This window comes from Serratia oryzae (assembly GCF_001976145.1).
In the GTDB taxonomy this organism is placed as follows: Bacteria; Pseudomonadota; Gammaproteobacteria; order Enterobacterales; family Enterobacteriaceae; genus Chania; species Chania oryzae.
Genome location: NZ_MOXD01000005.1, coordinates 108,366 through 128,457, shown reverse-complemented (window position 1 = coordinate 128,457; position 20,092 = coordinate 108,366). Strand labels below are relative to the sequence as shown.

Annotated in this window: 11 protein-coding genes and 2 pseudogenes; 11 read left to right on the top strand and 2 right to left on the bottom strand. The window is 53.3% G+C overall.

Annotated elements, in window-relative coordinates; genetic code table 11:
* Positions 1–73 precede the first annotated feature (73 nt).
* On the top strand, positions 74–1,243 hold the full coding sequence (locus BMI79_RS10925) for a glycerophosphodiester phosphodiesterase family protein (RefSeq protein ID WP_076942172.1): 1,170 nt from the start codon (positions 74–76) through the stop codon (positions 1,241–1,243).
* A gap of 277 nt (positions 1,244–1,520) precedes the next feature.
* A pseudogene (locus BMI79_RS24580) lies at positions 1,521–1,670 on the top strand (alkaline phosphatase family protein); the annotation flags it as partial.
* A 16-nt stretch (positions 1,671–1,686) separates the two neighbouring features.
* On the opposite strand, the pseudogene BMI79_RS10915 reads toward BMI79_RS24580, so the two are convergent.
* Positions 1,687–2,064: pseudogene (locus tag BMI79_RS10915) on the bottom strand (helix-turn-helix domain-containing protein); the annotation flags it as partial.
* Between the two features lie 446 nt (positions 2,065–2,510).
* Between BMI79_RS10915 and BMI79_RS10905 the strand changes: the two are divergent.
* The 3 genes from BMI79_RS10905 (at position 2,511) to BMI79_RS10895 (ending at position 5,765) form a co-directional block, all read left to right on the top strand.
* Positions 2,511–3,299 carry an ATP-grasp domain-containing protein gene (locus BMI79_RS10905; protein WP_076942171.1) on the top strand — a complete coding sequence of 263 codons (789 nt, stop codon included), beginning with the start codon at positions 2,511–2,513 and terminating at the stop codon, positions 3,297–3,299.
* A 194-nt stretch (positions 3,300–3,493) separates the two neighbouring features.
* Positions 3,494–4,342, top strand: coding sequence for a DUF4431 domain-containing protein (locus tag BMI79_RS10900; protein ID WP_076942170.1), 849 nt, complete (start codon positions 3,494–3,496; stop codon positions 4,340–4,342).
* A gap of 145 nt (positions 4,343–4,487) precedes the next feature.
* Positions 4,488–5,765 carry an O-acetylhomoserine aminocarboxypropyltransferase/cysteine synthase family protein gene (locus BMI79_RS10895; RefSeq protein WP_076942169.1) on the top strand — a complete coding sequence of 426 codons (1,278 nt, stop codon included), beginning with the start codon at positions 4,488–4,490 and terminating at the stop codon, positions 5,763–5,765.
* Between the two features lie 195 nt (positions 5,766–5,960).
* Here BMI79_RS10895 and BMI79_RS10890 read toward each other — a convergent pair whose 3' ends face one another.
* Positions 5,961–14,555: a GH36-type glycosyl hydrolase domain-containing protein gene (locus BMI79_RS10890; protein ID WP_076942168.1), complete on the bottom strand. Its 8,595-nt coding sequence runs from the start codon at positions 14,553–14,555 to the stop codon at positions 5,961–5,963.
* A gap of 531 nt (positions 14,556–15,086) precedes the next feature.
* Between BMI79_RS10890 and lpxA the strand changes: the two genes are divergently transcribed.
* The 6 genes from lpxA (at position 15,087) to BMI79_RS10855 (ending at position 20,080) form a co-directional block, all read left to right on the top strand.
* Positions 15,087–15,878: an acyl-ACP--UDP-N-acetylglucosamine O-acyltransferase gene (gene lpxA, locus BMI79_RS10885; protein WP_076942167.1), complete on the top strand. Its 792-nt coding sequence runs from the start codon at positions 15,087–15,089 to the stop codon at positions 15,876–15,878.
* An 894-nt stretch (positions 15,879–16,772) separates the two neighbouring features.
* Positions 16,773–17,324 carry a fimbrial protein gene (locus BMI79_RS10875; RefSeq protein ID WP_076942165.1) on the top strand — a complete coding sequence of 184 codons (552 nt, stop codon included), beginning with the start codon at positions 16,773–16,775 and terminating at the stop codon, positions 17,322–17,324.
* A 55-nt stretch (positions 17,325–17,379) separates the two neighbouring features.
* The gene (locus tag BMI79_RS10870; RefSeq protein ID WP_076942164.1) at positions 17,380–18,096 is read left to right on the top strand and encodes a fimbrial biogenesis chaperone; all 717 of its coding nucleotides are present in this window, start codon (positions 17,380–17,382) and stop codon (positions 18,094–18,096) included.
* The gene (locus BMI79_RS10865) at positions 18,071–18,622 is read left to right on the top strand and encodes a fimbrial protein (RefSeq protein ID WP_076942163.1); all 552 of its coding nucleotides are present in this window, start codon (positions 18,071–18,073) and stop codon (positions 18,620–18,622) included. Before BMI79_RS10870 ends, BMI79_RS10865 begins: the two co-directional genes overlap by 26 nt.
* Positions 18,623–18,629: 7 nt before the next feature.
* Entirely contained in the window at positions 18,630–19,325 is a 696-nt protein-coding gene (locus tag BMI79_RS10860) for a fimbrial biogenesis chaperone (RefSeq protein ID WP_076942162.1), read from the top strand.
* Positions 19,326–19,339: 14 nt separating this feature from the next.
* The gene (locus BMI79_RS10855; RefSeq protein WP_083704424.1) at positions 19,340–20,080 is read left to right on the top strand and encodes a fimbrial biogenesis chaperone; all 741 of its coding nucleotides are present in this window, start codon (positions 19,340–19,342) and stop codon (positions 20,078–20,080) included.
* Positions 20,081–20,092 lie beyond the last annotated feature (12 nt).

Here is a 20,092-nt window from a genome sequence, read left to right as displayed (position 1 = left end):
AGTCATTCAGTCAGCATTCATGCAAGGTGAAGTTTGACGAGTAGATATCCTAAATTTTTAAAAGGGGAATATTATGAGAGGCAAGAGAATATTTAATCTGAGTGCGGCAGCCGTAGGGGCGATATTACTCACCGGTTGCGATGGTGATACCGAATATCTTACCAAGACGGAAACTGAGTATGTGACCCAAAAAGAAACTGAATATATCACTAAAACAGAGTATGTTGAACCAGAACTCAAACCGATTAAGTCACCGATAATTATTGCTCACAGAGGCGCAAGTGGATATTTACCCGAGCATACGTTAGGGGCCTACGAGTTAGCCGTTAAAATGGGTGCTGAATACATTGAGCCTGACCTTCAATTAACCAAGGATGGGGAACTTGTCGCTGTTCATGATACAACCTTGGAACGGACGACCGATGTTTTGGAACGTTTTGGTGCCAGAAATGGTTCTACGAATGTAGGGGAGTACACCTTAGCAGAGATCAAGCAACTTGAAATGAAGCTAAATGGTACGGCTAAATATACTTATCCAGGTTTTACGCCAACATCGAACGATCCATTTAAAGTCCCTACCTTTAATGAAGTGATCGAACTGGCTCAACGGCTCTCAAAGGAGAACGCAAAAGAGATTGGCATCTACCCAGAGGCAAAATTAAAAGATGAACTTCAAGAAAATAAAATATTAGAGTCATTAGAAAAATACGGGTACACTGAAAAAAACAAAATATACATTCAGTCTTTTAGTGCGGAGACATTAAAAAGCTTAAAAAATAAAATGCAAAACAGAGGGTATTTACTACCTCTGGTTCAACTGGGTAATGCGATTGATAGCAGCTTTAATGACACCGACTATAGTGGGACTTTAGGCTTAGACTGTCAGGATTACTGCGTGCTTACACAAGACAGCCCTCCACAGGTGATTCGTCTTGCTGATATCAAAGAATATGCGCCAGATATTGGTGTCTCCCTCTCAACGTCTAAGGCGCTAACAACCAGTTCAAGCTGGCCTTTATATACACCTGATTTTTATACTTATGCTCATGAGCTTGGTATGACAGTTACAGGTTGGACATTTAATAAATCAAGGCTAGATGCCCAGTCTATTGCTGAATATTTGGGTTTTTTTGAGCTTGGAATGGATGGCTTTTTCTCCAATTACCCTGATATTGCCGTTGAAGCAAAAGCGCTATTTATTGAAACGCAAAAACGCTTGCCTACAGAGACTCAGAAACCATAAGCCGAGGTGGCCGATAACATGATGTCATACCTGAAATAATTTGGGCGCGGGCACGTTGATTTTCTTTGCTCAGGCTATAGATTCGTCAAGTCTATGTGTGAGTCATTTCTTGTCAACGATAAAAAATGCATATTATTTTGGGGATTGATGAAAGCTATTTCAACTCAATATGACATTTTTTACGATGTCTTGAATGTACAAGGACGTTATTAAGATAGAGATGATTCGGCGCAATTTTCTGAAAATTGCCGGGAGTGTAGCAGCATTAGGTGCCATTCCGGAAAGTATTCAAAAAGCGTTGGCAATACCCGCTCATCAACGCACCGGAACGCTACAGGATGTGGAGCACATCGTCATCCTGATGCAGGAAAACCGCTCATTTGATCATTATTTTTGTACTTTTAACGGTGTACGTGGTTTTGGCGATCCGTGGAAGCATGTCACTGACAACCGGTTATCTCATTGATTTTTATTGCCATCAGCTCTGTACTCCAGCGTGAACGCTGATAGCCAAAGTCACCTGGCGTGTGTTTCACCGGCTCACGTAAAAACGTGCAGATATGCTCAAAAGGCCAGCAGCGTCCACGTCCGGGGGAAAGCGATTCCAGGCCGTCGATACCATAACGGGTAGACCAGTTAATCCAGCGAATAATGGAAGAACGTGCACAGCAAAGCATTCTGGCGACCGCGCTGACGGGTTCTCCTCGGTGCAACATCAGCATGGCGGTCAGCCTGCGTGCATGGTTTTTGCCGCGTGTTCTGTGAATCGCTTTTTGCATCAGGCGTCTTTCACTGCGGGGTATTGGTGCTATTATCGGCATCGCTCAGTCCGGTTGGTGATTTGTGATGTTTGGCGATTGATCAGATCGCACAATCTGGGCTGAGTTCCCTTCAAGTGATCTACTATTTGGAACGCTTATTTAGGCACGTCCAATCGCTCTGAAGCAGAAAGGTTGGTCTGGCTGGAAGGTTGCCGCTGGGACAACGAACTCGCTCGCCTGCAAGGTGAGGTCATTCAAGAGTTGCCAGATGTCGAAATCCATTAAGGGCCAAAACTCACCGATCTCTACCAGCAATGGTTATTCAGCGGGGAAAAACCGCGGGATGTCCCAAAAATTATCTGTGTGGCCGTTCGTTTATAGAGTGGTTTAGCAGCAGGCTGATACCAGCGTGAAATGAAATATCGGGCTGTGAGGAGGATCTCTGTTGTAGTAATGTCGCTATTCCATCAATAAGTTTGAACACGCTATATCCAGGGGCAAAATCCATGCAGATTATTTATCCCAGCCGGCTTTTTCATCCAACAATACCGGATGAAACCTTCGAACAAGAATTCTATTGTGCCCAACAGCAGGGGATTCATTGCCTGCTGTTATCTTCTGATGCGGCAGCGATGGGGGAACATCGTTTTTCTGCACCTTTCGAGTCTGATGTTCCGGTGATCTGGCGAGGTTGGATGATGGCCGGGGATGAGTATCAGCAGTTGCATCAGGCTGTCGCAAAACAAGGTGCCACATTGATGACGTCTCCAGAAGACTATCTTCGCAGCCATCATTTAACCGGTTGGTATTCTCTTTGTCGTGATTTCACGCCAGAGACTCATATTACCGAGCGAGATGCCGATTTTGACAAGTTGGTTGAAGAGCTGCAATGGCCTGCCTATTTCGTTAAGGATTATGTGAAATCATTAACCACACAACGAGGGTCAATAGCACGCAATGCTGGGGAGATCCGCGAGATTATCGAGCTACTGGAGAAATTTCGCGGGCAGATTGAGGGAGGGATCTGCCTGCGTCGTTTTGAGCATTTTGATGATCAGAGCGAAAAGCGTTACTTTGTGCTGAATAAACGAATCTATGCCGCTGATGACACTATTCCGGAACAGGTCATTGCAATAGCACAGCGTATAGAAAGGCCATTTTACTCCATCGATATGGCCATCAACGACAGCGGAAAATTACGGCTGATCGAGATCGGCGATGGTCAGGTGTCGGATATCAAAGAATGGGCAGTTGAGCGTTTCGTTCAGATGTTGTTGTCATCTGTCGATACGTAGCATACCGGCTATTTGAGACTTGAGCGCCAACACCCGTGCTAGAACAGGTTACCGGGGCATGAGTGGCTCCCGAACCGCCAGAATCTGCCTGTTCAATAAGGTCTGATGCAGACTGTGTTTGATTATCCTCGCACAGCGCCACAGTAAATAATGTTAAACATGTGAAATGACGAGACGATGAAAGAGCCCCTTAAATGATGACTGAAAATAAACGTATTACCCATCTCTATAAATTGATTATCACTCTCTTGGCATTTCTCACACTGTATACCGGTGCGGTATCGGCGGCAGAGCGTTGTCTGCATTATGACAAGCCCGTCAGCCTCAGCGGCATTGTCGAAATACGGGTGTTCTTTGGCCCACCCAATTTTGGTGAAGATCCAGAAACCGACAGCCGGAATATTCAAGGCATTCTTTTTTTAGATAAGCCAATTTGCACTGTTGAAGAAGAGTTTAATGATGCAGAAAAGGAGCAGATTGAGGTGACGCTGATTCCTACGGGTTCTCTCGATCTCGCGGATTTTGCCGGTCGGCACGTTACCGTTAACGGTAGCCTCAGTCATGCACATAGCGGGCATCATAATACCGCACTGTTGTTGGAGCTTGCGGGTACTCCCAAGCCTGATGCCAAACCCAATATGCCAGAACCCAGCAAGAGTGAGCGGAAGCTTATTCTTGATGCTATTCGTCCTGCGGCGGCCAGCGAAGCGGGGCAGGCGGTGCTGATTAAGGTAGACCGGTTGAATGTCAGCCACGATTGGGGTGTGCTGATTGGCAAGCTGGTGGCCGCTGACGGTGGCGATCTCAACTGGAAGCTGGCTAAGGACTGTGATGCGGATTTAGATAAAATGCTTTGGGTGGTGCTCAATAAATCCAGCAAGCAATGGAACGTGAAACAGATGGATATCTGTTCACCAGAACCGCCGTATTGGTATCTTGAGGACAAAGACCTGACGATGCCTTGCGAAGTTTATGCGGGTTTGAACAATGGGCAGAAAGACCTTGAAGAACGTTGCAGAATTCACAGCAACAAGCCGCGTTAAGCATGCCGATACGCAATGCTGACAAAGACAGGCGCTACGCCAGGTATTCATCTAACGTAATGCTTTTTATTTATGATGAATTTTTAAAAGCACATCGTATTCTGTTTATGAATTACCCATGGCAACCTTACAGAGAGGCAATCCTATGAAACTGGAATCGCTGGCTTTGCACCACGGCTATGTGTCGGAAGCGACCACCAAGTCGGCCGCTGTCCCTATCTATCAAACCACCTCTTATACCTTTGATGACACGCAGCATGGGGCCGATCTTTTCGACCTGAAAGTGGCGGGTAATATCTACAGCCGCATTATGAACCCAACAACGGCGGTACTTGAAGAACGGCTTGCTGCTATTGAAGGCGGTGTCGGTGCTCTTGCCGTGGCTTCTGGAATGGCGGCTATCACCTATTCCATACAGGTGTTGACCGAAGTCGGCGATAATATTGTCAGTACCAGCCAGCTCTATGGCGGAACTTATAATTTTTTTGCCCATACGTTACCGCGCCAGGGTGTCGAAGTCCGCATGGCGAACTTTGACGACTTTGATGGCCTTGAAGCGCTTATTAACGATCGGACAAAAGCGTTATTCTGTGAATCCATCGGCAATCCAGCAGGCAATGTGGTCGATATTGCTCGCCTGGCACAGATTGCTCACCGCCATGGTGTACCGTTGATCGTGGATAACACGGTGGCAACGCCGGTACTGTGTCGGCCTTTTGAACACGGTGCGGATATTGTGGTTCACTCATTGACCAAATATATCGGCGGGCATGGCACGACCATTGGTGGGATTATTATCGATTCAGGGAAATTCGACTGGGTTGCTAACAAGTCCCGTTTTCGTCTGTTGAACGAGCCAGACCCTTCCTATCACGGCGTAGTTTATACCGCCGAATTTGGTCCTGCGGCTTATATAGGCCGCTGCCGTGTCGTGCCGCTGCGTAATACAGGTGCTGCACTCTCGCCGCATAGCGCCTTTTTACTGCTGCAGGGTCTTGAAACACTGAGCTTGCGTGTAGAAAAGCATTGCAGCAATGCGCAGGCGCTCGCTGTTTTTCTGCAAAACCACCCGTTGGTTAATTGGGTTAACTACGCCGCGCTTCCTGCGAGCCCCTATAGGGCTAACTGTGAAAAAATAACCTCCGGCAAGGCGTCAGGGATTGTGAGTTTTGGGATCAAAGGCGGGAAAGAGGCGGGTGGGCGCTTCATTGACGCGTTAAAGATGATTTTACGGTTGGTGAATATTGGTGATACCAAGTCCTTGGCGTGCCACCCGGCCACCACCACCCACCGGCAGTTGACCCCTGAAGAGCTGGCTCGCGCCGGTGTCAGCGAAGACCTGATCAGGATCTCTGTTGGCATTGAGAATATTGAAGACATTATTGCGGATGTTTCCCAGGCGCTTCAGGCAGCGCAAGAATAATCTCTGCTACTCTCCTGCAGGCACATCCTCCTTGAATGGAGAAACTAAAGGGGAGTGATGCCCATAAATGATTCAGGTGCTTGATGTTTACCTTGCGATGCCAATCGCTCGGTAGGGGTTAACGCACCTGAATCAGAGGATCTCTGTCAGTATGACCACAGGATTCGCCTGTATCAGCAAACCCCGCAACCGTGCCTAAACGAACACTTCCACCCGGTGATCCACGCCGTCGTCCCCAATCGGGATCCTGTCATCCGCCAGCACATTCCCATCCATCACCACCCGGTATTGGCTTTCACTGCGCCGCACGGTGATCTGATAACGGCTGCTGCCTTGCTGATAGCTCAGCGACACCTCAGGCCAACTGGCCGGGAGGCGCGTGTGGAGGGTGATACATTCGCCGTGGCGCTCCAACCCCAGCAAGGATTCGGTAATCAAGCGATAGGTCCAGCCCGCGGAGCCGGTATACCAGCTCCAACCGCCGCGCCCGGCGTGGGGATCTACCGCGTAGATATCCGCACACATCACGTAAGGTTCGGCTTTGTAACGTTCGGCCTCGTCACCGTTCAGGCTGTGATTGATCGGGTTAATCATTGCCATCAACAGCCACGCCCGCTCAACCTCGCCCATCTCAGCAAAAGCCATCACCGCCCAAATTGCCCCGTGGGTATATTGGCCGCCGTTTTCCCGTACGCCGGGCAGATAGCCTCGAATATAGCCAGGGTTCGGGCCGTTGCCGTCGAACGGCGGCATCAGCAGTTTGATGATCCCGGCCTCTGCGTCAACCAACTGGCGATCCAACTGCTGCATGGCCTGCTGGCTGCGCTCGCTGTCGCCAGCGCCGGAAAGTATCGACCAGCTTTGGGCGATCGCATCAATCTGGCACTCATTGGCGGTGTGGGAGCCCAAAGGTTCGCCACCGTCGAAGTAGCCGCGGCGATACCATTCGCCATCCCAGCCGTGGTCGTGCAGATTCTGCTTGAGCGTAGCGGCCTGCTCCCGGCATAACGCCTCGGTTTCTCCATCACGCTGCTGCTGTGCCAGCGTGGCATAGCTTTGTAACACGCTGTAGAAGAAGAAGCCGAGCCAGACGCTTTCGCCACGCCCCTCCAGCCCCACCAGGTTCATGCCATCATTCCAGTCACCACAGCCGATCAACGGTAAGCCATGCTCACCAAAGGTCAGCCCATGCCTGATCGCCCGAACGCCGTGTTGCCACAGGGTTTCTTCAACCGAGCTGAGCGAAGGGTGCTCATAGCTGGACTCCTCCCCCGGGTTGAGCCTGCGCGCCTCAAGGTAGCCGACCTTCTGGTCGAGAATGGCGCTATCGCCGGTCACCTTAACGTAGTGGCAGATTGCCAGCGGCAGCCACAGGTAATCGTCCGAGCAGCGGGTGCGCACGCCGTTGCCCTGCGGCGGGTGCCACCAATGCTGCACGTCACCTTCAACAAACTGGCGCGATGCGCACAGCAGGATCTGCTCGCGCATTCTTTCCGGCGCGGCATGGGCCAACGCCAGGCTGTCCTGCAACTGGTCACGGAAGCCATAGGCACCGCCAGACTGATAATACCCGCTGCGCGCCAGGATCCGGCAGGCCAGCGTCTGATACATCAGCCAGCCGTTGGTCAGCAGATTCAGTGCCGCATCCGGCGTGGTGACTTGGATTTTATCCAGCATCTGATGCCAGTGATGGTGAATACGGCCCAGCTCGGCGTTAGCCGCATCCTCACTGAGGAACTGGCGTATCAAGGCTTCCGCCTCTTGCGCGTCCTGGCCGATACCTAAGGCAAACACAAAGGTGCGCTGATCGCCATCAATCAGGGTGGTGGCAGACTGCACCGCACCGCACGGATCGAACCCCGCCCCGGTTTTATTGGAAAGCCGCAGGAGTTGCAGCGCGGCGGGAGCGGCTGGTGAACCGTTGCGCCCGAGGAATTCACCGCGATCGCCGCTGATGGCACAATGAGCGCCGCTCACGGCAAAGAACGCGGTGCGCTCCGAACCGTTGCTGCCATAATAGTTGTTGGCCAACACGCCGCAGCCGTTAGCCACGCTGGCGGCAGAGGTCACCACATGGCGGGCAGAGGTCGAACGCAGGTTGCCGAGCACCCATTCCACATAGCCGGTCACCAACAGTTTGCGGGTGCGGCCCGAGTTATTGCTTAACGTCAGGGTGAATAATTTCACCGCCGCATGTTCAGCCACCATCACCGTCAGTTCGCTGTCAATGCCGGTTTCCTGATGCTCAAACACGCTGTAGCCAAAGCCGTGGCGCGTGAGGTAGCGGCCTTGCCCGCGCAGCGGCAGGGCCATCGGCGACCATAGATAACCGCTCTCTTCATCGCGCAGATAGAACGCCTCGCCGGAGCTGTCGCATACCGGATCGTTTTCCCACGGCGTCAGGCGGTATTCATGGGCATTCTCATACCAGGTATAGGCTTGGCCGCTTTCAGAAAGCACGGTGCCGAAGCTGGCGTTAGCGATCACGTTAGACCAGGGCGCAGGGGTATTTTTGCCTTCTTCCAGCAGGATTTGATATTCACGGCCATCGCTTGAGAAGCCGCCAAAACCGTTAAAAAATGCCAGATGCTCGGTCGCAAAACGCCGCTGCGGCTGCAGGTTGCGCGGTAAGTTCACTTTCGGGATCAGCGGTTGCTGAATCGACAAGGTAGGCTGCATACGCTGTGTGATCTGCTCCAGCAGGCCGCCGCTCTGATCGTCGAGCACAATGTGTGCCACGCTCAGCAACAGCGTGCGATCTTCCGACGAAACCTGCTCGCCGTTACGGATAAAGATCCCGCCGGATTTATCGCGCTGGTTGGTTTGCGCATCCTCGGCAATCAGATCGACAATCTGATTGTGCAAATCTTGGCGGTAGCCGCCCATGCTGTCGTTCAGGATCACCAGATCGGCGCGCAACCCTTTTAAGCGCCAGTAGTTATGAGCGCGGATCAGCGTGGTCACGATCCCCATGTTCTGATCGTCGGTGACGGTGAGCAGCACAATCGGCAGGTCGCCAGAAATAGCATGCCCCCACAGGCCAGATTGCCCACGGCGATTCTGCATGATCAGCCGTGATTCGGCCCGCAGTTCGTGCGAGGGGAACAGCACGGCAGCGGCCAGGCGGTTGAACAGGCTGGCATCGTCTTCGCTGGCATTGAGCTGGCGTAATACCACCTGGCTGTGGGACCTGACCATGGCAAACACCCGGTCGGCAAGATGGCTGTCACGGTATTTTTCGATCAACGCCAGCGTCGTTGGGCGATCTGGGCTGACGCCGTAAATCGCATCAATAATCACCGGCACACCGGGTTCCAGGCGGATGCGCTGGCGGATAGCGATCACCGGGTCCAGCACCGGTCCGCAGGTGTTGCTCAACGCGCCACCCTGTTTCAGCGCCTGCGGGTTGCCCGGCGTCTGTCCACGGCCGATAAACTTCGCGCGATCGGTCTCAAATGAGGTTTCCCGCTGAATATCGCCGTGGATCACCATCATATGCAGCAGCCATGGGCAGTGCTCGTGAGGCTCCCGCGGGCGGCGATGGCAGAGGATCGCTTCGTGCTTGGGCAACAGCTCGGTTTGTATAAACAGATTATTAAACGCCGGATGGGCCAGTTCGTTGGCGGCAGGCGCCAGGACCACCTCGGCATAGGTGGTGATTTCAATCGTGCGGGCATGACGGCCGCGATGGATGAGGGTCATGCGGCGCAGCTCAACGTCGTCTTCTGGCGAGACCACGATTTTAGTCTGTACGCTGAGAGTGCCTTCCGTGCGGTTAAATTCAGCACCGGCGTCGGTCAAGAGCACATGGTAATGCTCGGCGGTTTGGCCTACCGGCTGCCAGGTAGTGCTCCACATTTCGCCGGTTTTCGGGTCGCTCAGGTAGCAGAAGGTGCCACGGTTATCGCGGGTGGTGTCTTCACGCCAGCGGGTCAGCGCGATATCTTTCCAGCGGCTGTAGCCGCCACCGGCCTGGGTCACCATCAGGTGATAGTGGGTGTTGGACAGCAACTGAACTTCAGGGATCGGGCTGCTAACGTCGTTGAATTCACGGGTTTGGTAGTCGACGGATTTCAGGCGGCCTTCATAAGATTCGAACTGGCGGCGCGGGCTGTAAAGCTCAACGGCATCCGGCACCCGTTCCTGCAATAGCAAGCGAGCCGATTGGAATGAAGGATTGGCGGCAAAGCGATCGACCATTGGCGCCTCGAGCAGCAGGTGGGACAAGGCCAGGAAGCCCATTCCCTGGTGGTGCGCCATATAGGATTGCACGATCGCATAGACCTGGCCGCGAGCCAGTCTGGAGGCGGTATAATCCAGCGCCTCATAAAACCCGAACTGGCCTTTGGCCCCGTTTTTCTCCAGCAACCGCAGGTTGGCATAAGCTTGCTGAGGCGCGATCATCAGCGCCATCAACGTGGCATACGGAGCGATAACAACATCGTCACCCAAGCCACGGCGCAGCCCCAAGCCGGGCACGCCAAAGGCGTGATACTGGTAGTTCTGCTGCGGATCAAACGAGAAGTAACCGGATTCTGATATGCCCCACGGCACGCCGCACTGTTTACCCCACTCGATCTGGCGCTCAACCGCCGACTGACACATGCGGGTCAACAGCGTATCGGGGTAAGCGGGCATCACCAACTGCGGCATCAGATATTCAAACATCGAACCGCTCCACGACATGAGCGCGGGCTGTTTATCGATCAGGGTAAACAGCCGCCCCAGCGCAAACCAGCTTTTCATCGGCAGTTGATTGGCGGCAATGGCAAAGAAGTTGGTCAGACGAATTTCCGAAGGCAGCAGATCGTACTTGCCGCTGTCCATTTTGGTGATATCGCAGTTATAGCCCACGCTAAGCTGCCTGCTGGCCTGGTGATAGAGAAACTGGAAATCCATGATCGCATGTTCGTTCAACCGCTTTTCCAACTCGGCCATAATCGCCAGCCGCTGACGGGCTTGCTCAATGGCGGGCTGCATGCTAGCCAACTGTTGCGGGCCGATGGCTGAAGAGGGCCGATCGGCCTGCGCCAGCCACAGGGTGGACGGCAGGGTGGTCAGCTCGGTGTCGGGGGTGATCCAGCCCAATAACAGCGTCCACTCTGCGCACATCAGGCTCAGCTGTTTATCGAACTTTTCCAGCCAGTCGGTTAATACGCCGTCTTTGCTGCCCGCCAGGTTTTGCAGACCGCTGGCCAGCGTCATCGTCAGGCTCAATGGCGCAAAGAGCGTATTGAGCGGCAGCGAGGTGAGATCGTTCAGGCTACTACGCACCTGCCTGAGCAGGCTGGGGGCGGCTTCACCCCAACGTTCTTCGATAATGTATAAGGCGTCGTTAAGCCCGGCAATCAGGCGGGGAGCTTCCAGGATCGGCTGATTTTTCAGCCGGTTTAAGCCTGAGCTGAGCGTCAGCAGGTGCCCGGCCAGATTGCCGCTGTCGACGCTGGAAATATAGCGTGGGCTGAGCGGTGCCAGCGTGCGGGTGTCGTACCAGTTATATAAGTGGCCGCGATAGTGCTCCATCTTATCCAGCGTATCCAGCGTCAGGGAAATGCGCTGCAACGCTTCACCCTGGGGAATATAACCAAAGTCCCAGGCGGTCAGGTTCGCCAGCAGCGACAGGCCGATATTGGTGGGTGAAGTGCGATGGGCGATGGCCGGCAGCGGGATTTCCTGGTAGTTATCCGGCGGCAGCCAGTTCTCCCGCTGGTTGGCAAAGGTTTCAAAAAACGACCAGATCTCGCGGCTGGTCTGGCGCAGAAAACGGCGCTGCCGATCGTGGATCGCCACCGGGGAACGCACCGGCTGCTGGCTTAGCCAACTGAGCAAGCGGGGAGCGATAAACCACAGCAGGCCGAGCGCGAGGGCAAACGGCAGCAGGGCGGGGTTAAGGCGTGCGCTCAGCAAAGCCAGCACAATCCCCGCAACCGGGTTCAGCCACATGGCCCGGTAAAAGTTGCTTGGCTGCGGCGCAAAGCCGGATTGGCTCTGAGCAAAGCTTGTCCACTCATGCAGATTGCGCTGGCTGACGGCCAGCCGCCACAGCGTCACGGCAATCGCCCGCACGGAATAGCAACTTTCATGCGGCAGCGTGGCCAGATGCAGGCCAATGTGGCTCAGGCGCTTTAGCGTGCCGTTCAGCACAATGCTCACGTGCAGCAGCAGCGGGCGGCGGCGCGGTTTGCTGATGAGCCCTTGCAACAGCATCAGCAGCGTTGGTAACAGCAGCATTATGGCGAGCGCCAATAGGCAGAACAACGGATTAGGCGCGATAGTTAAGCTGTAAAACAGCAGCATTAACAGGCTGGGTGCCACCAGGCTGCGGCGCAGGTTATCAACCAGTTTCCAGCGCGACAGCACGCTGAGCGGGTTGGCGATGCGGCTATTGTCAGCCTGCCGTACCCGCAGGCGCAGCCAGTTCAGCAGTTGCCAGTCGCCACGGATCCAGCGGGTGCGCCGAGCCACGTCCACCAGATAGTTGGCCGGATACTGCTCATACAGCAGTACGTCGCTCAGCAGCCCGGAGCGGGCATAGCAGCCCTCCAGCAGATCGTGGCTGAGCACCAGGTTTTCCGGGCAGACGCCGCTGGTGGTGCAGATAAACATATCAACGTCATAGATCCCCTTACCGACGAAGGAGCCTTCTTTGAACAGATCCTGATAAAGATCGGAAGACATCAGGGAGTAGGGGTCATTACCGGCAACGCTGCTGGACATCGCAGCATAACGGCTCTGCCCGTAGCGCGGGATCTCTTCCGCCAGGCGCGGCTGCAAAATGCTATAGCCGCTGACGACCCGTTTGCTTTGCGGATCATACACCGGGTAGTTAAGCGGGTGCGCCATAGTAGCCACCAACTGGTGCGCGGCCTCACGGGGCAGCACGGTATCGGCATCCAGCGTAATCACATACTTAACGTTGCTCAGCACTTCAGGATGGTTGCCCGCCACGGTGGCAAACTGCTGTTGCTGGTGGCGCAGCCACTGGTTCAGCGCCGCCAGCTTGCCGCGCTTGCGTTCGTAACCCATCCACACCCCTTGCTTTGGATTCCATGCACGTTCGCGGTGCAGCAAAAAGAATGAGGTGCCAAGATGGGCTGGGTAGCGGCGGTTAAGCTGAGCGATCTGATACACCGCATAGGTCAGCAAATCGGCATCTTCAGGCATCGTCTGCGTGGGCGCATCGGGGAAATCGGTTAACAGTGCAAAATGCAGGTGCGGCATCGCGTTACCCAGATAGCACACCTCCAGGCTGTTAATCAGTTCATCGATACCTGCTCGGTTCATCAGCATACTGGGCATCACGATCAGCGAGCGAAACCGGGGCGGGATCTCGCAGGAGAAATCCATGCGCGGCAAGGGTTTGGGCGTTTTAAGCCGGTTGATGACCTCACTCAGCAGATTGATGGCAAACTGGCTGACGACGATCGCCGTCGGGATGGCTAACAGCCAAAGCAATAGGGGGGCATCGCTGCGATAACTTTCAGAAAGAATATAGAGGCTACCCACCGCCGTTACCAACCCCAAGCCGCCGAGCCAGGATGAGAGAGAGGCTTGCTTCAGCGCGTCGCGCAGCCGCAGCAACGGAGGGCGACGAATGGCAAGGCATTGCTCCAGATCATCCCGGCCTTTATCCACCAGATAGTAACCCACGTGGCGCATACAGCCTTGATCTGCCGCACTTTGTGCCAGCGTGAGCACCTGCTTGGCCACCTCGCCTTCACTGCGCGCGCACTGGCGAGCCAGAGCCTCAATAATATGCCGGTAATGGTCGCGGGTATCGAAGTGCATTTTGCCGTAAATCTGCGCCGGGTCCTGGTTCAGGGTGTGTTCCACCAGGCTCATGGTTTCGGCAAATTCTGCCCAGTTCATGTCGCTCAATTGGCGCAGGCTGGAGATGCTATTGCTGACCGAAAGCTGGCTGTTGGCCAACTGTTGGTTAAAGCGGAGGATGATCTGATCGCTGGTTAACCCGACTTCCGCTAACCGCTGTTCCACCCAGGTCAGCGGCAGGGCCAGCATCTTGCCATGGCCTTTCAGGCAGCGCACCAGTTCGGCCACGAAGGCGCTGGCGCGCGGCGGATTGGAGCTGGCCATCTCGGCGATCACCACGATCAGGTTGGCCGGATCGTTCTCGGCGCTGTCGAGCATTTTATTGACCCAGCGAGTGGCCAGGTTGCGTTCCTGCTGGGTTTCTGCCACTTCAATGCTGACGCGCCGCAGGTTTTCAATCAGCGCCAGACGCAGCATGCCCGGCAACGCCCACAGCTCCCCCAGCGTCAGAACCGAGACTTTCTGATAGGCGGCGATGTAACGGGTCAGGCTGGCTGTATCCCAGCGCCCATCGCCGTGAGCGATGGCTTCGGTGGCAATGTCATAAATTCGTGGGCAGTTATGCGGCGCAGAGAGCTGTGGTAGCCCTTTACCAAAGTTCTTCGGTAAATGGTGGCGCACCAGCCGGATCTGTTCTTCCACCAGATAAAAGTTATCCAGCAGCCATTCGCCAGCCGGAGCAATGCTGACTTTGCCGCCGGTGCTTAGAAGATGGCAACTGTGGGTTAATACTGCTTCGTTGTCATCCAGGCGTTTTAATAAAAAGTAGGGCGTTTTTTTGCTGGCCAGTTTGTGCGAGCGCGCCAGCTTTTGGCCGTAACGTTCCATTTGATCGATGGAAAAGAGCTCGGCATTGATTGTGGCCTCGTCCCGGCGTTTGTCTGTTGCGGGCTGACGTTCTTTTGCTGCAAGGGGCAGTTTGGGCTTACGGCTAAACCAACGATTAAAATTTATTTTCACTCATACACTCCGTAGCGTAACAGACACCGAGAGGCAGTCGCTGAAACGGAAAAATGGTGCGAACACAGTGAAGTGGGAAGCGTGGAGAACTTCACAGAAGGGTGGGGATGTGGGCAAGATATGCACTGACTATAGCAAAATTTGTGGCGAAAAAGTGATTTATTAGCTAATGAAATGCCAGTTATATTGAAAAATAGAATTTTATATCGCCATAAGCGCTGGGCATCAAACCTTTACCTCGCCATCCAACGGGTGCCACAGAGCCAGCTAGACGGGCTGTCGTGTGGCATGTCCCAGTCTTTCCGAAAGGTTCATAAAATAATAAAAATATAAGATAGCGTGGTTTTGCCACAGACTCTTTATGCTCTGTGCAGTTATTGTCCTCATGCTCTCGCTTAGAGCACCCCGAAGGGGCTGTTTGCCGCGTCCATTTGCCACTCCATTCCTGATTAATCCAGACCTTGGCTTAATTATTAACCGATGATGTGCCTGCGTGACTAAAGCGTCATGAGCCATCGTCAGGGTAACGCGATGTTAATTTCTTCCTCCGCCCACATTGCCCGTGGCAGCGTGATTGAACCGGGTGCGGTGATCGGTGCACAGGTGTATATCGGCCCTTTTTGTGTGATTACTGCCGGTGTCGAGATTGGCGAAGGCACGGTGATCGCCTCGCACGTGGTGATTAACGGCCAGACCCGCATCGGGCGCAACAACAGCATTGGGCGGTATTCGTCGATCGGTGAAGTGAATCAGGATCTGAAATATGCTGGCGAAGCGACCGATGTGGTGATCGGCGATCGCAACCACATTGGGGAAAAAGCCACCATTCATCGTGGCACTGTACAAGGCCGGGGCCGCACGGCGATCGGCCATGACAATCGTATTTTGAACAGCGTCCATATTGGGCATGATTGCGTGATCGGTAATGGCACGCTGATTGGTAATAACAGTGGTCTCGCGGGGCATGTCGAGCTTGATGATGCGGTCCAGATCGGGGTGATGTGTGCGATCCACCAATTTTGTATTCTGGGGGCCTATGCGCAGATCGCCGATCGCTCGGGCGTGGTACAGGATGTGCCGCCATTTGTCTGTGCCAGCGGGAACCACGCTTTACCTACCGGGTTTAACCAATCGGCCGTTGCTTTTCTGGCGGCGGATATTCAGCAGCAGCAAGAGATCCGTACTTTCTACGATCGTATCTATCACTTGGCAATGCCATTCGACGAGGCAAAGAAAGAAGCTGCGCGTTTGGCCATTCACTATCCGTTACTCAGGTTATTTGATCAATTTTTCTCACGCTCCACACGCGGCATTATTCGCTGATACTGAGGTGATATACCCAAAATAATTCGAGTTGCAGGAAGGCGAGCAAGAATCCCCAGGAGCTTGCTCAAGTCAGTGACTGGGGTGAGCGAGGAAAGCCAACGCACCTGCAACTTGAAGTATGAGGGGTATGTCTCATTATGGCTTGTGAGAGCCAGTGATGAGATCGCGTCCGTTAGGTCAATCAGAAATGCCGCCCTGCTCTAATCGCATTAATGTGAAAATATCACGGATATAAAAATCATATTTATTCCTATGTTTTTTATTAATATTTATCAGATTACTCAATACGGTTTTCCCTATGACCATTAAATCCCTAACTATTGAATAATTAATCTAATTTTAATCTTGCTGTTTTATCAAAAAACTATGTTTCACAAAATTATCAGCATAAAACTCCACTCAAAGGGGGGCGAGATATGTCAGGTTGGTGGTTTTGGTGTTTTTATTATAAAAATCAATAAATTAATTATATTTTTCCAGCCAAAGGTCATTATTGACAATGACTCGGCATTAATGAATATTAGCGGGGTTCCGCGAGGGCGAGAACATCAAGGGGGCGATGATTCCTCCACAATCTTATCTGCTATACACCAGCTTAAAAACCAACGTGGGAACTTTAAGGATTTCCTTATATAACAGGGATGATAAATTTGGATAATACCTTCTCATTGAGCAGGGTACAGATTGATTGAGCAGTTAACTCTGTATTCAGCACAATATCATTAAATCTTCTACGAATTAATGAATGCCCAAGTGGTGATCGTTTTTATGGTCGCCTTTTGGCTAAATGCCGATATTTTCAGTTCTCTCTATCAAGAGATAACTGAAAGTATTAAGCGTAAATGTACGTTTTATTTAAACATGAAAATATATACATAAAGGAAGAGTATCATGCGTAAAGTTATTTTCACATTGGCTCCTGCTGCCCTGTTATTAGCGGTTGCCACCGGGAATGCCCAAGCGGCTTCGAATGCGCAATTAACCGTAACGGCTAACGTTGTTGCTGCCACCTGTGACGTTTCCCTGTCAACTAACAACCTGGATTTGGGTAACTATGCACCTACTCAATTTACCGGGGTAGCAACGCCAATTCCAGCCAGCCAAAAAACCTTTACCGTTGGCCTGAATAATTGCCAGGTGCCTGCTCAAGCGGCAGATACCGCCAATTTGGTCGTTAGCGGTCAGACGCTGGGGGGCAACCCTAATATGTTCAACTCTACCGGTACCAATACCGGCATCATGTTGAACCAGGTGGCGACCCCAACCACCTATATCACCAGCGGCCAGAAACTCCTGGTGGCTACTGCGGGCGCAACGCCAGCAGCCAGCGACTTTAATACCAAGACACTGAGCTTGCAGGCGGGTCTGGCATCGGCCACCACCACGGGTATCAACATTGGTGCCGTCAGCGCACCAATCCTGTTCAGTTTTTCTTATAACTAAGACCCTATGCAGGCAGCCTCGCTGCCTGCAGTTTTTAACCCTCAGGAGCCTATTCATGAAGCGCCTAAACCTGTTTTTTCTCACGACGATGGCGCTGCTGTCTTGTTCATCAGCCGCCATGGCGGATGGCTTTGGTATCAATGCTACCCGTCTGATTTACCCGCAGGGGGCGGACAGTATTTCTGTCTCGGTACGTAATACACAACCGGTGATGCCTTATCTGGTTCAGGCTGCTCTCAGCAAGAGCCCTGACAGCCGTGAAGCAACGCCTTTTATGGTGACACCGCCTATTTTTCGCTTGGAACCCAAGAGCGTAAACCAGATCCGCATTGCCGGTAATGGCAGCGCCTTGCCGCAGGATCGCGAGTCCGTATTTTATTTTCACGCTACGGCGATACCGGCGAGCCAGGCACCAATGGCCAAACAGCCGAACACGGGCGTACAGGCGGCGGTGCAGTTTGGCGTCGGCAACATCATCAAAATGTTTTATCGCCCGGAAGGTTTGCCATCAACCTCCGCCGAGGCGCAGAAAGGCCTGAAATTCTCACGGGTGAACGATGGGCTGCAGGTTAACAACCCGTCCCCCTATTTTGTCAGCCTGGCCGGTATCAAATTTGGTGGGCAGGCGCTGAAGCTGGATTCTGCTGCGGCGTTGATGATTGCGCCATTTGGTTCTCATACCTATTCCACCCAGGTAAGAAAAGGAACCATTGAATGGCAGACGATTAACGATCAGGGAGGCGTCGATGCATTTAAACAGGTTCTCCCTTAAGGCGCTGTTTTTACTGATCCTGAGCCTGGGCAGCTTGGCGGCACAGGCGGTGACATTGAATTTTTCTGCGTCGATTGTGCAAGAAACCTGTTCGCTGAGCCTGGACAAAAGCGTGCTGTCCCTGGGAGAGGTGCCACAGACCAGTTTGCGCAGCGGTGCCTTGGTTAACCTGCAGCCGTTTAGCCTCAGAGCCGATTGCAGCCCAGTTTCCAGCGGCTTGCAGCAACCGGTGATTTTGCTGGTAGGGGCGGGGGCTGAGCAAGACGGTAAGTGGCTATTTCGCAGCAGCGATTCTACGGCGGGGGGGGCGGGAGTGATGCTGGTACAGAGTGCTACTGCACCGGCCTATGCGGCGACAGAGATGAAGTCCAACGCCATTTTACCGCTGGCAGGCGTGGGGCAGAGCCCGAACAGCCAGGAACTGCCGTTTTTTGCTGGCGTCAGCTGTGGTGGTAGTACCGGTTGTGCCACGGTGAAACCGGGGGCGTTAACGGCCAACGTGATGTTCATTTTTGCTTATCGGTGAAGGGGTTATGACATTCGTACAAGGTTTACTGACCACGCTGTTGTTAATGGTTTTTTCTGCGGGAGCCGCGAGCGACGGTGTCAGTTTAAGTCAGACGCGGGTGATTTTTTCATCCGAGGATAAAGCCCAAACCATCAAAGTAAAAAATACCGGGGCGAAAAATTACCTGATTCAAAGCCGCGTGCAGCGGGAGCCGAACAGTGCCAGCGCGGCTCCTTTTGTGGTGACGCCGCCGCTGTTTCCACTGGGGGCAGAGAGCAGCCAACTGCTGCGCATTCTTAAGCAGGATCAGGCGCTGCCAACCGATCGTGAGTCGCTGTTTTATCTTGCGGTGTCGGCTATCCCGGCACAGTCCGCACCAGTGGAACAAGAAGCACGTTTATCAATGGGGTTTCAGTTTGTCATCAAGCTGTTCTACCGCCCGGCAGGGTTGAAGATCGCAGCCGAGAAGGCCTATTGCCAACTGAAGGTAACCCCAACGGCGCAGGGTATACGTATTGAGAACCCAACGCCCTATTTTCTCTCATTCGGGGCTTTGACGTTTGACCAAAGCGCCGTGGATTTAGACGCACAGCCGGCAATGATTGCGCCGCTGAGCAGTGAGATTTACCCGGCAAGCAAGTGGGTCAGGCAGGTGCATTGGCAAGCCATTAACGATTTCGGTGGCTTATCGGCTCCCTGTCAGTACGCGTTGTCGGCTTAACAGGAACAACCATCATGAAACGTGTAATTCAAGCAGTCATGCTGCTCCTGTGCAGCCTGTCGGCACTGGCTGCCGCGCCGGAATCAACCGGCCTCTCTTTTTACGTGCTGCGGGTGATTTACTCGGAAAGCGATCAGAAAGGCGTGACGTTAACCGTCAATAACAAGAGTGCGGCACCGTACCTGATGCAGTCCTGGATCCGGCCGGTCGATCCCAATACCGGTGATGTCGATCTGAACTACAGCGGGCAACAGAAGATGCCTTTTATTGTTACGCCGCCCTTGGCGCGGTTGGAGGCCAATAGCGAACTGACGCTGCGCATACGGCGCAATGGTGAGCCACTGCCCACCGATCGGGAGTCGGTATTCTTTATCTCGATGAAGGCGGTTCCGGCAAAAAAGGAGGCTACTGAACCGGGGGATTCCGGCCAGATGGCACTTACGGTAGTCAGCAACATGAAACTGTTCTACCGCCCTGCGGGCTTGGCTAAGCATGCGGTGGCGGATGTGGCTTCGCAACTGCAGTTTCACCGCGAAGGCGACACCTTGATCGCCAATAACCCAACGCCCTATTGGCTCACCTTTTCGCAACTGAAGGTCGGCAATGTGGAACTGGGCAAACCTGCTCTGCGCCTGATGGTGCCGCCTAAAGGGCAACAGCGCTATGCGCTACCTACGGGGGCCAACGGCAAGGTGGCGTGGCAATTAATTGATGAAGACGGCTGGGATACCCCTGTTCAGCAACAGATTCTGTAATTTTGGGGTTAT